Annotated in this window: 11 protein-coding genes and 1 pseudogene; 4 read left to right on the top strand and 8 right to left on the bottom strand. The window is 60.0% G+C overall.

Annotated features, from left to right (window positions below):
* Nucleotides 1–58: 58 nt before the first annotated feature.
* Complete coding sequence (locus tag FQV39_RS04660; RefSeq protein ID WP_149129242.1) at nucleotides 59–2,050, bottom strand: AAA family ATPase; 1,992 nt, start codon at nucleotides 2,048–2,050, stop codon at nucleotides 59–61.
* Nucleotides 2,047–2,391: a DUF6634 family protein gene (locus FQV39_RS04655; RefSeq protein ID WP_149129241.1), complete on the bottom strand. Its 345-nt coding sequence runs from the start codon at nucleotides 2,389–2,391 to the stop codon at nucleotides 2,047–2,049. The genes FQV39_RS04660 and FQV39_RS04655 overlap by 4 nt, the downstream gene beginning before the upstream one ends.
* A 278-nt stretch (nucleotides 2,392–2,669) precedes the next feature.
* On the opposite strand from FQV39_RS04655, the gene FQV39_RS04650 reads away from it, so the two are divergent.
* Nucleotides 2,670–2,945, top strand: coding sequence for a hypothetical protein (locus FQV39_RS04650; RefSeq protein ID WP_149129240.1), 276 nt, complete (start codon nucleotides 2,670–2,672; stop codon nucleotides 2,943–2,945).
* Between the two features lie 457 nt (nucleotides 2,946–3,402).
* Here FQV39_RS04650 and FQV39_RS04645 read toward each other — a convergent pair whose 3' ends face one another.
* The 6 genes from FQV39_RS04645 to FQV39_RS04620 are packed head-to-tail and all read right to left on the bottom strand — an operon-like array spanning nucleotide 3,403 to nucleotide 10,653.
* Nucleotides 3,403–4,848 (bottom strand): 5-methylcytosine restriction system specificity protein McrC, encoded by a 1,446-nt coding sequence (locus FQV39_RS04645; protein WP_149129239.1) that lies wholly within the window; start codon nucleotides 4,846–4,848, stop codon nucleotides 3,403–3,405.
* Complete coding sequence (locus FQV39_RS04640; protein WP_149129238.1) at nucleotides 4,835–6,193, bottom strand: McrB family protein; 1,359 nt, start codon at nucleotides 6,191–6,193, stop codon at nucleotides 4,835–4,837. Before FQV39_RS04640 ends, FQV39_RS04645 begins: the two co-directional genes overlap by 14 nt.
* Nucleotides 6,186–7,682 (bottom strand): McrB family protein, encoded by a 1,497-nt coding sequence (locus FQV39_RS04635; RefSeq protein WP_149129237.1) that lies wholly within the window; start codon nucleotides 7,680–7,682, stop codon nucleotides 6,186–6,188. Before FQV39_RS04635 ends, FQV39_RS04640 begins: the two co-directional genes overlap by 8 nt.
* 38 nt (nucleotides 7,683–7,720) lie before the next feature.
* Nucleotides 7,721–8,947, bottom strand: a complete 1,227-nt coding sequence (locus FQV39_RS04630) for a DNA cytosine methyltransferase (protein WP_149129236.1) — start codon at nucleotides 8,945–8,947, stop codon at nucleotides 7,721–7,723.
* Nucleotides 8,940–10,217 (bottom strand): DNA cytosine methyltransferase, encoded by a 1,278-nt coding sequence (locus tag FQV39_RS04625; RefSeq protein ID WP_149129235.1) that lies wholly within the window; start codon nucleotides 10,215–10,217, stop codon nucleotides 8,940–8,942. The genes FQV39_RS04630 and FQV39_RS04625 overlap by 8 nt, the downstream gene beginning before the upstream one ends.
* The gene (locus tag FQV39_RS04620; RefSeq protein WP_149129234.1) at nucleotides 10,210–10,653 is read right to left on the bottom strand and encodes a very short patch repair endonuclease; all 444 of its coding nucleotides are present in this window, start codon (nucleotides 10,651–10,653) and stop codon (nucleotides 10,210–10,212) included. The genes FQV39_RS04625 and FQV39_RS04620 overlap by 8 nt, the downstream gene beginning before the upstream one ends.
* 1,067 nt (nucleotides 10,654–11,720) lie before the next feature.
* Between FQV39_RS04620 and FQV39_RS34320 the strand changes: the two genes are divergently transcribed.
* From FQV39_RS34320 to FQV39_RS04605, 3 genes and pseudogenes are all read left to right on the top strand, one after another.
* Complete coding sequence (locus FQV39_RS34320; protein WP_472840672.1) at nucleotides 11,721–12,089, top strand: recombinase family protein; 369 nt, start codon at nucleotides 11,721–11,723, stop codon at nucleotides 12,087–12,089.
* Nucleotides 12,071–12,187, top strand: a pseudogene (locus tag FQV39_RS34315) (hypothetical protein); the annotation flags it as partial. The gene FQV39_RS34320 and the pseudogene FQV39_RS34315, both read left to right, overlap by 19 nt.
* 1,004 nt (nucleotides 12,188–13,191) lie before the next feature.
* A complete protein-coding gene (locus FQV39_RS04605) occupies nucleotides 13,192–14,859 on the top strand; it encodes a hypothetical protein (RefSeq protein ID WP_149129232.1) in 1,668 nt (555 codons plus the stop codon).
* Nucleotides 14,860–15,355: the final 496 nt, after the last annotated feature.

Raw genomic sequence — 15,355 nt, 5'->3', positions numbered from 1 at the left:
ACGCTCCGTAAAGCCTCCCACGATGCGGGTCTAGATCCCTTTGGGAATCAATTTCGCCTCATTTCCCGTCGGGGATGCCTATGGTTGATGCGGCCTTGAGAAGGTCCGGCGAATGCGATCGATCAGCCGGGATCGCTGAGCGCGTCAGCGCGCTTTCGATGTCCTCGGTTGTTACGCGACCGCTGTCGCGCAGGGCGCTGGCTATCCAGTCCAAGGCTGGGCGATGACCGCCGACGATGTCCCGGGCGCGTCGAAAGCGATCCTCGAGACGAGCGCCGACGCGCCGGCGGAGTTCGGGATCGGCGCGGACCGACGCCATGATTTCCGCGGGACGGTTTGACGACCGGTAGGTGAGGCTCTGCCCCAGGCCGAGCGACGTCTCCATGCTCGCGGCCAAGACCGTCGCGACGTGCAAGTCGCTCTGGTCTCCTCCACCACCTCCACCGCCATGGTTGCCGAAGACGACCTCTTCGGCGGCCAGTCCGGCCAGCAGCGTGGTGATCTGAGCCAGATAGAATGCCCGGGTTCGGTCGGCACCGAGTTCATGGTCGAAGTCGGTCCGGCCGCCCGATCCGTCCGGCAGGACCTCGCGGAAAAGACGAGCCGCCGTCGGAACGCTGCCGGTCTCCTCGCGTAGCACGTGGCCGACCACGGCATGTCCGGCCTCGTGCACCGATGCGCGCCGAAAAGCAGCCTCCGAGAGGCGGATACGCTCCGGCAGGCTTGCGACGACATCCTCGACGAGAAGGGCGCGGCGTGCCGCTCGCGCCGATCTCCTGGCATTGCGCACGAGTTGCTCAATCGCTGCCCCGGTCGCCCCCTCGAGCCGTCCCGCGATATCGGAGAGGGCGGTTTCGGGAAACGCGTCACCGAGATAGTGACGAAGGATACCGATGCGTGCTGCGGTGTCCGGCAACGGAACGCGAATATGCTTGTCCAACCGACCGGGTCGAAGGATCGCCGCGTCGATCTTGTGGAGCAGATTGGTTGCGCCAACGACGACTACGCCCTCGCGCGACTCTGCTCCGTCCAGGCATTCGAGAAGCGCGTTGATCACTTCGCGACAATAATTCTCGTTGTGACCAGAGAGCTGTTCTCGATCACCGAAAGCATCGAGCTCGTCGAGGAAAAGGATGCACGGCGCATTCTTCTTGGCCTCGTCGAATGCAGCTCGCATCGCTTTGATTAAATCACTGAGGTAGCCCTTGCTCTGCCATCGGGCCAACGAATGCACGAAGATCCGGACGCTGCACGTATTCGCCAGAGCTCTCGCATAAATTGTCTTGCCCACACCCGGGGGGCCGCTCAGGACAATGCCTCGGTCTACATCGGCCCAGGTGATTTTTCCCGCGCGGTAGTCTGCTATGTCGATCGCGAGGGCATGTCCCCACGCCGCAGCCTCCCCATACCCGTGGAGGTCGGAAAGGGACGGCCCGGACAGTGATTTCTGGGGAGTAGGCTCGGAAGCGGCAGTCGTGAACCCCCGCAACCTTCTCAAAGCCCAACCCGGATTGCGACCGCTTTTGATTGCCGCACCAAGCAGGTGGAGTGGCGCTCCTACCACCGGCGCGAGGTCATGTTTCGCTGGAACATGACCTAGGATCGCACCGAAGACGCCTTGCAGGGCTCGCAGATCGACAGAGTCTACCTCAATGATTGCGTCGGCTACGTTGCGGAAGAGAGAGGGGATGTCGTCGGTCCGGCACGCGATGCCGAATATCCTCTCGGTCTTCGGCAGCAGTGCCTTAAGCGCCTCGTCTTCCGATCGGAACCCCGCCTTCGGCGGCTTTCCGGTCCAGCGGACCACCTCGAAATCGTCGGGATGGAAGGGCTTTAGGCTACGCTTCAGCATGCTGTGCGCCACGTCGACATAGATGTCGGCATCGGCCTCTGGAACCACCAACGCGACGATTCCGGGCTGGCCGTGCAGGAGATGGTAGGTATTGGCGCGACGGAGCGCCCGCGTGATCAGAGACTTGGCCACGACCGTGCTGGCGTCGCGGTCAACTGCGGTCCTGCCCGGCCCGCGCTTTTCGGAACGCGGGCTCATCGGAAATCCCACCGGTCGGAGAGATGGTGCCGTTCTCCCAAAGCGTAGAACCGATTGAGCGTACGCGCATATCCCAACGCTGGAGCAATGAACCAGAGATCCGATGTGCAAGCGGAGCGGCCATTCGGGATCGTGGGGTGGCCATTCACTTTGCCGACCAGAGCCACCGTGCGGCGCTCGGCAAGGCTCCAATGCTCGATCGTCGGTGCGCCGGCCAGTTCTATCCCATCGGGATGGTGCCCTATCTGTATCCGCTCAAGGTCGGCCAGCAGGCTGCGCAGACGTTCGGTTTCAGGGGCAAGTTCGGACACGGGGCGCCGATCGACGAAAGGATAGATCATGGGCGTGCTCCATCGCGCGCGGTCCCGGCAATGCGGAGATCGACGTTGTTTGGGTTGAGGAAGAAGGAGAAAGGCGTTCCTGGACGAGGACAGTGGTCCAGATATTGGGGGAGATGCCTTCAGCGTGACGGCGGTAGGAACACTCGCGTCCACGGACCGATTGGCCGGGTGATGTCGATCGATGTTGCCTTGGTGGCAGCAAGAGAAAGAACTGCTCGAACGGGGTCCTGGCTTCTGGGCAGGTGACCGGCGCAATCGCTCAGGTATGAGCTGCCGCCATGATCCGTCAGGTGTTCCGCAATCCGGACGTATGCCAGCGGGGAAACCGGATATCGAGCGCTGTCAGCAATCAGGGCGGAGCCGTCGAGGTGAGGTCGGCGCCGGAGCCAGCACTCGCTGACCACAACGACATTCTTGCGCTTCCAATGGTCTCGCAGGGATCGTCGAAGAGCGGGGAGATCATCCGGGCCGCCGGGTACGGCGACGACGGTGAGAACGCGATCGATCAATCGGGCGATACGCGCGATCGAACCCGGCGGGGCATCGGAAGATAGGAGGACTGAATCCTCTCGGACGCTCCGGTGGAAATCGTGAATCCTGGGCTCCGCGAGCAATCGGGCATCGAGAATGTCGTCGAGCTGGCCATCGGGTTCTGGTAGTCTAGCGATGTTGAGTTCATTCGACGTCGTTGGAGGCATAAGGTCCATGGCAAATCTCCGCGTTCGCTCGAAAGATTTCCCGAGCGTCGGCCTGAATATTCCGCGGCGTTTGCCGCGGCGCTTTGAATGTTTGCGGCTGAGGGATTTCACCTGACGCCGAGTGGCGATCAGGCTCCCGCCGAGCCGCGAGATCCAATCGCCGTTTTCTTCGGGCGTGTCCGGAGGCGTTCCGGGAAGATGGTTACCGGCAGCCTAAATCTCGCAGTGGCAGCGTCTCAGCGAGAAACTCTCGGACCTCAAGGGATTTATCAGAACGTATGGGCCGTGGAATCGAAAATCGCCGCCGCGAGCACTATCGTGCGACGTCGACCATGGTCCCGCGTACGGGACCTTCGTCTTTCGGCGGAACAATGATCGCCGGCTCGATCGAACGAAGCGATTCCAGCCGCGCCCATATCGCTTTGATCTCTTCGTGAGGCGGCCGAGAAACATTCCAGCCCATTACTACGATGACGGTTTCGAAGTCGCCGACGGCAATCCGATGCTCCATCGGCGTACAGTCGACGAGCGACGGGTACATTAGTACCGCGAGGCATTTCTTCGTCGTGCTCTGGTCGCGCAGAACGGTGCTCGCATAGGTCGCAACCTGATAAATGTCGGATGTCGATGGCCGCACCATGCTTTCTGTCTGGTACGGCTGGACTGCGTTCTTCCACTTCGTGTCGATCACCATTGGATGCCGTCCGGTGGATCCGCGGACAAAGATGTCGGGCTCGAATTGGACTGACAGTTGCGAGGCTCGACCTTCGAGCGGGTTGAATCCAAGCCTCCAAGCCGGCTTCGAATGAGCATCTGTCTCGTGTCGCGCTACGAGATTCCAGAACGAACGTTCGTATATCTCGTGCATGTTCATCGACAGGGAAAGTGACGGCAAGAATCCAGGCGAACTGTCGACATGGAAGTTCAGCAGGAGCATTTTGGCAATGCGGACTACACCGGCATAGTGTCGTTGATTAGGTGGCAGGACCGTGTCCCGCTCAAGAGACGTTCTCGATGGTCGGACGAGCGACACGTCGCGAAAATGGCGTTCGATCAAAGCGAGCCTGGCCTGGACGAGAGCGTCGTCATGGAGTTCTCGCGACATTTTCGTGGTCGCCGCCAGTGCCCATTTGAGGAGGCGGTTCGCCGCATTGTCGAGCACGAGCGCCGAGAACTCGCAAGGAATCTGGTCCGGTCGCCCTTTAGCCAAGCTCGCCATGAAACCCGGAATCGACAGCTTGCCACGAATGCGATTACTAAGAACGCGGTTCACCCGCTCGTGCGTCGGCCGCAGCCCGCCCGTCGCGATCATCTTCTCCATCGAGCCGACGAAGAGTTCGAGCATCCAGCGAAGGACGTCCGCAAAGTCGGCAACGGACACGTCGGTCTGGAGGTCGAATTTGGGGAGCACTCCCGCGATGAACGCCAGTTCGAGAAACCGCTGCGTATCGATCTTCGGCCGCACCCGGACGAACAGGCGATCAGCGCCGCGCCCGACAGAGCCGAAACCAACGCGCCGGTCCGTAACGATCCGCAGTTGAGGTCGGCCGTCGGATCGGTGAACTATTGAAACCTTGATGATGCCTTGCAGGGACTGTGCGTTCAACGCGGCGTACAGATCAACGATCTCTCGTGTAGATAGGTCGATCGGCAGATCGTGCACGCTCGTCTGGTGCTCGAAACGTTCGATTACCGCTGAATATCCGGGCGGTCCGGGCTGGGCCGCACCGGCGGCCACCAGGACGTCAATGGGCGCCATCGGCCGTTCGCGCTGCAATCGCGCGCCTGAGTGCTCGTTCGCATGTCACGGGCGCGAAGCCGTCGAAGTCGGCTCCCATCCAGGCGATGCCGGCGCTCGGTCTCAACCCTTCTCGCTCATACTCCGCCAACGTCGGCATCACATTGTAAACGATCTGCCGAGCCAGTTTCGCAGGCCATTCCTTCGAGGACGAGGAATCAACCAGAAAGGCCGAATGACCGATCATCATCGGCGGATCGACGCCGTCATTGGCCGCGAGGAAGAGTTCGCGTGCCACCTCCCGCATTGTCGCATCCGAAACGTACCAACCGTCGATCGCGTTGATGTCGGCCGGGACGTCGACGAAACGGAAACGCCTCCTGACCGCATGGTCGACCAAGGCGATCGAGCGATCCGCCGTGTTCATTGTTCCGACAATCCAGAGGTTCGGCGGAACGGCGACTGATGGCCTCAACCCTGCGCCCTGATATTGTAGCCTCACAGGCTGGGATCTGTGACCCGGATCTATCGCGAAGATGAACTCCCCAAGCGTCGCTGCGAGATTACAGCGGTTTATCTCGTCGAGGATCAGCAGCACTGGAGCGTCCGGCCCTCGTGCCTCCGCCAATGCGCACAGCTTGATTAGGAGACCGTCTTCGACGACGAACTGCAAGTCGCCGTCTTCGGACGTGGGACGCACGCGGCGCACCAGATCGTCGTAACCATAGCTCGGATGCATCTGGGCGATCTCCCACACCAACGGGACGCTCAGCGCTGTGTCGTCTTCCGAGACCTTCCCACGCGCACCATCGACCAAGGCTCCGTACCTGCATCGATCGAGCGTAAGGCCTTCCACGGTCTCGACCATGGCGCGAGCTAACTCGATGGCGACGCTGGTCTTGCCCGTCCCGGGGGGGCCTTGCAGGATGACGTTCGGGGATGTCTCAAGCGCTTCGCGTAGCGCCGACGCGTCGATCCCCGTCGCCGACTTGCTTACCGAGACAGCGGGCCGCGCGATGACCTCCAGATCGACCGATAACGCCGTAGCCAAATTCTTAGCTACAACGCTGTCGCCGTAGCCGAAGACCTTGGCACGCTGCTCGCCCTCGACATCGAAGAGCGCGACGATCGCCTCGGGATACGAGACGTCGAGCGCCATGCGGCGTATCGCGCCCTCGACGGCGAGCTCCGGAGACTTGGTGGCGAAGAAGACGCCAACCGAAACGCGCGGACTGTTGGGACTTGAGCTCCCTTCGAACAGGGCGTTCGCTTTGATCTGTCGGCCTTCGCGTTCCTTCGACACGATCTCGCCGAGCGGCACGTTCGCTACCCTAGAGATGATGCTCAGAATTTCGTCCTTACGCATCCGGCGAGACCATGTTTAGCAAGGAGAAAGCTAGCTCCTGCGCCGAGCAGTGCATCAGATCTAGGTCGACGCCGGCCGCCGCGAGCACAACGGCGCCGCTCGATATGTTCTCGTGCGCGTATTCCACAAGTAGCGGTCGCACCTCCTGAATGATTTTCCGCGACAGGTCCCGAGCCCAAGCCTCGTCCGAGAGATCTGCGCCAGCCATCACGTAGGACTGCCCGACGTGATAGTCGGGATCCGATATCGACTTATTGATGGTGTTGAGAATGATCCACGCGAGGTCGGCCCTCGCTCGTCCATGGCCGTAAAACTCCTCCAGGATCGAGCGAGACGGCCGCATCGACAATAAGCGAAACCGCCGCCGCACCGCAAAGTCCATCATCGCAATTGATCGATCTGCGGTGTTCATCGTCGCGAGGATGTACAAGGCCGGCGGCACGACCAGCGCGTCGCCTCCACCATCGGACGCGGCGTACTGTAACTTCACCGGTCGTCCACGATGGTTGGGATCGATCGCGAATATGGCTTCGCCGAGCGCGAGCGAGAGGTTCGATCGGTTGATTTCATCGATGATTAGAACAGTTGGCTTGTCGCCTCGTCTTGCTCCGACTTGCGCCATGATCGGCAAGATACCGTCGAAGCTCTTGAGGTTGAACCCCTTAGAATCGGGGTCGGTGCGGAGCCCGCGAATGAATTCCTCGTACCCGTAGGACGGGTGGAACTGGACGATCTCCCAGACGACCGGCGGCGCCCCGACCTCCGACAGCGCAACCTCGGAAACCGGTCGGCCCGACAAAATGTTCTCTAATCTACAGCCATTCATGTCTCCTTCGGCGAGGATGGACACGGCTTCCAATGCAAGATGGGTCTTCCCGGTGCCCGGAGGACCAGCGAGGATAACGTTCTTCGCCTCTAGCAGGTGGGCGCTGAGCGCATCGACGAAGACTCGCTCGTCGGCCGAGGAATCTTCGGGTTCCGCGGGAAAGATCGGCTTGAGTGAAGACGCGATCGCGGGATCACGGACCGTCCGCAGGTCGAGATCCGACCGCAGCTCGGCTCGAAGGTCTCGGCCGAGCGATCCGCTGGGATATTCGACAACCGCTCGTACTTCGAAGCCGTCGTCCGCAGGTTCGCACACGACCACTGCGTCGAATCCGTTCTTGCGAGCCGGGTTCAGGCGCGCCTTGGCCTCGTCGCAGACTCCAGCCTCGTTCCCGGAGGTGTTTATGAGTACCATGACGTCGTTGCGGCGCGAGTTTCCTTGGCCTTGCCAGACCTGATTTCGATAGCCTGAATGGTTAGTCTTGGTCACATACACGGTGAGTTTGCGCCCTGCACCGGCCAGATCGGAGACCGCCTCGGCGACTTCCTCCCGAAGCTCCGCTCCGTCGCTTCGGTCGTCGTTTTTTGCACATGCCTGCGCGGCGGCCCAAAGAACTTCCGGATCAGTCGACGTGTGCGGTTCGGGCGGCGAGGTGTCGGTCACGGTTCGGGTTCCGGAGAAGGGGCGGGAGCGTCGGCTCGTCAACTCGCTATCTTGAGGCGTATCGGAGGATCGTAGCTGGCCTCCAATCCGCAATATGCGCGTAGGAAATCGAGAAAGGCGTCCGAGTAGACGAGTTTCGGCGTCGTCAGCGCTCGATTAAGAAAGCCAAGCGCGGCCTTATGCGATAGCGGCACCAGCGGCTCGGAGAGGAAGTCGCGGATAGCCACCGGCTCTCGTCGTTCCGGCCAAGGCGATAAGTTCAGTTTCGCGCGACTGCCTCTTTCGCCCATCGCGGCGTTAGGCCACCTCTTACCAGCGTCGAAGTGGCCGAGTCGGGCGTCGTCTACCGCGGACAATGGGCGGGACAATCTTCGCCCGAGCCATCGAGCAGTCGCGACGTTGACGGCGTTCCCGACGAGCTTCCAACGCGCGCCAACACGCGTCCCACTTCGCGACATCACGGGCTCCGTCCAGCCTGCGGGAAATCCTTGAAGTCGCTCGGCATCCGTGATGGTGGGCTTGCCCAACTCGCCCGTCGGCACCATCCAGACGGCCGGAGGTGAAGGAATGCCAAGCCCCGAGCCGCCCTTGATAGGCGGGACGCCGTGCTTGACCCAGCCGAGGCCGCGATTGCCCTCCGTCCAATAGAAGCCGTATGCCGCTTCGTCGTCGATGACCGCAGGCTTTTCGTCGATCGGCACTTCGTTCGCCTCTCCGTCGAGGACGTGCGCCGGGAATCCGACTCTTGAAGCGACCAGCAGCACGCGAGGGCGACGCTGCGGAATGCCGAAAGCTCGGGAATCCACCACGCGGTACGCCCAGCGATACCCCAGCGCCTCAAAGCGCTCGATGAGGCTCCGCATGGCGAACCCCTTGTCGAGGCCAAGCATGTAAGGGACGTTCTCGACGACGACCCACTTAAGATCGGGAGAGGCCGTCTCTAGCAAGCGGAAGAGATGATCTACGAGCCCGGATCGGCCGCCGGAAATTCCCGTCTTCCTTCCAGCCTGGCTGAGATCCTGACAGGGGAACCCGGCGGTCACCACCTCCACCTGGGGAAGCGATCGGAGCTCGCGGATGTCGTCGCAGAACGGAACCTCCGGCCACGCCGCCGTGATCACGGCCTTCGCGTCCGGATCGACGTCGCAGAACAGTGCGGGGGTCATCCCCGCGTCCCTGAACCCGAGTTCAAAACCGCCAATCCCGCTGAACAGACTGGCTACGCGCAAGACCGCCCCCTCATTCCTTTCTCGATACTCATTCATGTACCAAGAGGTCCAATACCACGGCGTAGGCGAGTTTGGAGGGAACGGAATTGCCGATCAGCTTTTGCAGGCGCTTCCGCTTCGAGAGGCCAAAGTTGAAGAAGTCGGGAATGTGTTGGAGGCGCGCCGCCTCGTGAGGCGTGATCGTCCGCGCGACGCGCGGGTGCGTGTATCGGCCCTGTCCCGGCGAACCGAAGCCGGTGGTGATGGTCGGAGACGGCCGATCTGCCCACAGCCTTCCGTAGACCGACTTATATGCGTGATGTTTAAGTCGATGACAGTCAGGCCGCTCTTCGTCGGGAAGATCGTACAGGTCGTTCTCAACGAGGAAGTCCATTCGGCGTTGGTTTTCCGGAAAGACCTTGGCCGCTGTGTCGAAGACCGAACGCCCGTCGATTCCTTCAAGATCGGCACACGCCCAGTCGAACGTCTTAGCCCTCGCCGAAGCGAGCTTGTAGATTCGGTCGCTTGAAGACGGACCAGACCTCGACGCGACCAGGAAGCAGCGCCGCCGCCGTTGAGCCAGTCCGATTTCATCGCCTTCAAGAAGGAAGCTGCTGACCTCGTACTTCATCGCCTCTAGTTGCGAGATCGACCTCTGGAACACGCCGCCGGTGTCGTGACGAACTCCCTGGACGTTCTCGATCACGATGTGCGTCGGCGTGGCGATCTCGGCGAAGCGAACGACCTTCGAGATCAATTCGTTCCGCGGGTCGTTGCGGCGCGTGAAGTTGTTGAGGTCGGAGTGCCCTTGGCATGGCGGTCCTGCGAGCAATACGTCGACCGCCGGTATTCCCTTCAGAATCGCTCTTTCGCCCGTTGACAAAGCTGATCCGACGTCGCCGTCGACGAGCTCTTCCAACGGTGCCACGAACGACGCGCGCGGCGCGAAATTTCGTCGATAGACGGACATCGCGTCTTCGTCATTGTCCGCCGCCAGGACCGATTGAAATTCGAGCTGCATCGCGCGCGCGGCTTCCCAGGCCCCAAGCGTTAGCCCGCCCGATCCGCAGAATAGGTCCGCAACGACGAGCTTCCCCAATGGCCGATGCACGACCGGCCATTCTTTGGAACGCAGCCATGCGGCGTCGAACGCGGCGGTAGCGTCGTCGGCTAGGCTCGAGCCGCTTATGTCGGAGCGATAAGTGCAACCACCCGCTCTCACATGGCGCACCACGCGTCCTGACCCTTCGAACGCGTAGGTGCAACTCGGCGTCTCGACAGAACCCGAGAATTGCGTGGCAGAATCAGCGGGAAGAGCGTTAGTCATTTGCAAGCATTTCGCGCCGAGGACCGTGAAAGTCAAAAGCCCGCGCGAGCGCAATCGCAATTTCCTCCGGACGGCGGGTCTGGCATTCCCAGATCACGATGACACGCCATTCAAGCGCGTCGAGTTCTGCGACTTTCTCAGCGTCGCGTTCTTGGTTCCGCTTGAATTTTTTGGCCCAGAAATCGGTGTTGGTCTTCGGCGTCGTCGCCTTCCGGCAATCGGCATGGCGATGCCAAAAACAGCCGTGCACGAAGACGACCGTCCGATGCTTCGGAAAGACGAGATCGGGCGTGCCGGGCAAGTCGTCACGATGCAGTCGAAACCGTAAGCCCATCGCGTGCGCCACCTTACGGACCACCAGCTCCGGCGTGGTATGCTGTCGCCGAACTGACCGCATGCGAACGCTGCGTGCTTCGGGATCCAAAATGTCAGCCATCGATGCGTCCCATGGCTCGCGACTTGGTGAGACAACGGTCGCCGAGCGAAATCGTCATGAGAAAAATCGCAACAGGCACACTCGAAACCCTCGACCGCCGACTCTGCGAAAGCCTATCAGGTCACGGCAAAAATGGAACATAATAGGAACATAAAATTCGGCTGAGATTAATTGTCGTACGTCGCGACATCCATCTCCGCGGCCTGGCCGCTCCATCCCAATGCAGTCGGCTACCGTAAGATCGCTGCCGCTAAAGTCGCGCTCGATCAGCGTCCGGCTGACAGGATGGCAGTTACCTTCCGCATTCTCCGGCTACTAGTCCGGATCATATCTGGAAATTCAAAGCCCGGCCGAAGCCGGGCTTTCTTGTAGGCGCCTGTATTGAGGTCTAGCGCCATTGCGACTGCGGCAGGCTGATGCGTCATTTGCGGCGCGCGGATGCGTCAAAAAGGCGAACTTTGGTTTCACTCACAGTTGCGTCATTTGCGGTGAGCTGATGCGTCAAAAAGGCAAACTATCGTTCCACTCACAGGTCCGGCATCAGAAACATTGCGAAGTGAGCCTTACGAGCAACCCGTCGTCGAACCCAAGTTATAAAACCAGAGTGCCGGGGTTTGTTCGTGATATCAGTGGGTTGAAGGAAGGAATATGCCGACCCGATTATGCCGTGTATCGCGCTCGGAATAATGCGCTTCGCAATACCGTAAGAATAGCCCCAATTGCTCGCTGAAGCATGGCTCAGGACGAAGCCAAGCGATCTGACGCTGATCCGGTAGATCAATGGCGTAGTTCTACTCGAAATCGCGGACGCTCGCGCAGCGTCCGAATTGTCGAATTTCATCCCGAAACGGCAGCGACCGCCGCCTGAAAGCGAAATGCCAACGAGCTCGGCAGGGAGAACTTTCCGAGATCGAAAGGGGACGATCTGGTTGAACCCAGACCGGTTCGGGACCCCGAAATAAGGACGGCGCCGCGAGTGACGCTCCAGTCGATCATGAGGCGATTTGATTGCTTTTCCCCAGCTAGCAGCCGCGCTCGCGGCGTGCCGGCTGTACAAAGCGGCCCTCGTGATCGCCAAGCTCGACCGTCTGGCGCGTAACGTCGCCTTCGTGTCCGCCCTTATGGAAAGCAGGGTCGATTTCGTAGCCTGCGACCTCCCGACCGCGAATAAGCTCACCATCCACATCCCCGCGGCCGTGGCCGAGCACGAAGCTCATGCCATCTCTGCCCGCACCAAAGCCGCTCTAGCCGCCGCCAAGGCTCGCGGGACGCGTTTAGGCGGGTTCAGGGGCAGGGCAGGCACTTCTGCCGATTGTGAGCGCGCCAGAGCCGCGCAGAGATCTCTTGCCGACCAGCGGGCGCGTGACCTCATCCCTACCATTCGTACGATTGAGGCCGCTGGCCATACTCGCTTCGCTCCATCGGCCAGGAGCTAGCCGCGCGCGGCATCAAAAGCTCGAGGGGCGGGCCGTGGTCCTCTAGCCAAGTCCGTAATGTCCTTATCCGCATCGAAGCTCTCCGAAACGGAGGTTGATGAGGAGAGGCTCCGCCCCATGCGGAGATGTAAAAAATTTCACCTAAGGCCCAGGCATAGGCCTGTGAGACAGTATTGCCGTCTTCCAGAACGGCATTATAGACTCGCGCCACGGAAGTAAGCTTGCTAAACGCAATATGACAAGGTGTCTAATACGCCACATTATGCGCTGTGCTGTGACGGTCAAAGCTGCTCGGGGGGGGGCGGATCTGGAGTGTGCGTACGATAAGGGGCGCTTACACTCCGCCATTTGCATTAGAAATGATCGGTCGCACCCTGCGCAACCCGACTTGTAACGAGATTTCCCAGGTCACCGAAAATTTGGGTCCAAGCGTATGGCTGCTTGCAAGCACCTGCAAGAATTCGACCCTCGTCATCTCTATCAGAACTGTCCTGAGGTAGTTGCAATTTGTGAGGCTTTGCCTCAATATTCCCTAGTGTGCTGATCTTTGTTTGCGTGGCCCTGACTGGGGGATTGCGGCGATGAGGACGTACGGTCGCGCATTTCTCGCAGGTTTCATGCTAGCCGCCGCTCAAGGAGTTTCCTGGGCGCAATGCGCCTGCGGACCGGACTTCTGCACCGGTGATCCCAGATTTCCGGCGAAACTAGCTGCGAAGAAGGCCGCACTGGCTAAAAGCGGCTTTCCTGCGAGGGCCGTCGCGTTGCTCGACAAGGCGGATTCCTGCGTGGCAGCTGTCGACCGCGCGCCTGACGTCATCAGCCTAATGACAGTGAAGAGGAATGGCGATCTGATCGTCCTTGAATGGACCGAAGACGATGAGAGCATTTCCAGGAACGGACTGCAGGCGGGAGAGCTGCGGGCATTCTACCTCTTCAATTCCCGTGCCGCGATGCCCTGCTGTGGGCGCCCCAAGGCAGAGGACCGCTCCGATTGGGACCCGGCTTTATCGCTCAGTAAGAGCCAGGCAATCACCTGTTCCGCCCGAGCTGGCGCGGTGGTCTGCAGCCCCTAAGAGCTCCACCGATGTGATGGGTAATCGACATGTCGTTACTGTTCAAAGGGATAGCTCTCGGATTTACTGCGATGGGAGCTCTTCTGGTGCCGTTGAGTATTAAAGCGGCAGACGTCCATATTCCATGGCTAAATGGGGCCTCGATCGGCATGGGATATGATGCGGCACGCGGTGATCTGGTTCGTCGCACCTGCATCAGCAGCACAGCGCTTCCCGAAACGAGGATACTTGGCACTGGCTTACATGATGGCATTCATCTCGAGAGGATTGACAGCAAGGAACAGCTAATTTCGACCTTGGTTGCCAGCGCAAGCGGACAGGCAAAGTTTGCGGTCATGAGCGCATCTGCGCGCATGAGCTTCGCGCGTTCAGTCAGCATTTCGCGGAACGACACTACGATGCTTATTCGGCATGTCATCTCGACAGTCGAGATCGGCTCCACAGTCGGTGACATCCTCCCTGGCTACAATTCGCCGAAAGTGAAGGCCCCGCAATTCCGGCGCGAATGCGGAACTCACTTTGTGAGCACAATTATATACGGCGGCGAACTGATCATGGCTCTTCAGGCGACCGAGCGTGATGAGGCGCGGAAAGAGCAGTTCGAAGCTAACGTTAGGGCCGCGTCGTCGGCAATGTCCGGATCTGGCGATGTAAGGACTACGAAGGAGCAACTCAGCAAGCACAGCTATTTGAGGATTCAGGGCAGGAAGGCAGGAGGCGGCGACACGGCAGCCTATAACCTCGATACGTTCGCAAGCGAAGTTCAAGGCTTCAGAGCTCAGGTCGAGAAGAATCCAAAAGCCGCGGTTCTATACATAGTCGTGTCGCCGTATCCTCACATGCCATTGGATGCGAGTAGCGCGCAGGTCGATGCGGCGTCCAATAAGCTCATTGCACTCAACTCAAAGCTCGACACACTGAACGATATTACTTCGGATCCAACTCAATACGACATCAATGTGCGAGATCACCCCTTGCTGGTATCGGCGCGCGATCAAATTCAGCGTGTGCGCGATGCTCTGCGGCTCGACATTGAAGAATGCATTTATCCGACGACGCGGCCTAGCTCGAAGTCTAGTTGCGGCAAACTTGCAGGTTATGTCACGCCACCGTCCTCAGTATTGGACACCGACCTTCCACTTAAGTTCGAAGCGAGCTGTGTGAGCCCGCCCATCCAGCTGCCCAAGACGCAATTTTATGGAATCAGCAACTTCAGGCAGGGGGATGGACGGATCGGTCAGTGGATGAAGGTCAGATTTATTGTTGAGCCCATCGTATCTGATGGGCGGATCTTGCGCTACAGTATCACGAAGGAGGTCTCTGAGCCCGGCTCCTCCAAATTGGGTGCCGAAGAAGAGATTCACGAGCTTAGGAAGGAGATCGATGCATGGTCTTCGCCTGGCTGCCTTATCCTATCGACACCCAGTCGTCTGGAAACGCCCACCATCACCTTTAGGGGGAAGCAGACGCATTCCTTCGGGCAATTCATCGATCAGGCCACCTGCGAGCCAGCCACGGTACCTGCCGCTAACATTCCGATTCGCGGTCAAAGCTCGACTTACAATTGCGATGTCACGTTCCTTCCGGTTCGGAATCTTCAGATTGCGAACCATGAGCTCTTTGAAAACGGAAAGTTGCGTGAGCGAAAGCCGTTCAAGGGGTTGACCTGGCTAGGTGCGAGTGCGGCCGCCCGATAAGGCGTAGAAGCCTGTCTCTGAGAGCCCGTCCCAGAAGGCTCTAAGGCCGGGCACTCGTGATACCAAGGGGTGTTCAGCTGAAACCATACAGTCAAGAGGGGGCAGTCAGCCGTCTTCGATCCAATCGATTCCGAGGGCATGCTCGTGCCCTCCCCGCGGTCGACATTGCTCTGCCGGAACATCTATCAGTCGCATCGCTTCTGCTTTCTTGCGGAGATGGCCTGTGACTTGCGGCTGATGACGTCGGTGGCATGCACTCAACTATGGCCTGCGACTAAGCCTTTGAATTTGCTTGAGAGCCAAGCGTCCCGAAAGAACTCCCATGACCAACACCGTTGAGACGAAGATCGCCCGGTCGCCCGCTCAGCTCAAGGCTATCAGCCACCGCTGCGGCCTCAAGAGGGCCGCGGCAGCCCGTGCCGCCGCTCGGGAGCGCCACATCAAGGGTAAGCGTCATCCTGGCCCCACCTTTCGTGCGGGGATTTGAACGTTGATG

Source organism: Bosea sp. F3-2, assembly GCF_008253865.1.
Lineage (GTDB): Bacteria > Pseudomonadota > Alphaproteobacteria > Rhizobiales > Beijerinckiaceae > Allobosea.
Note: the sequence above shows the minus strand (reverse complement) of the source record. Positions and strands in the feature narration are given on the sequence as shown.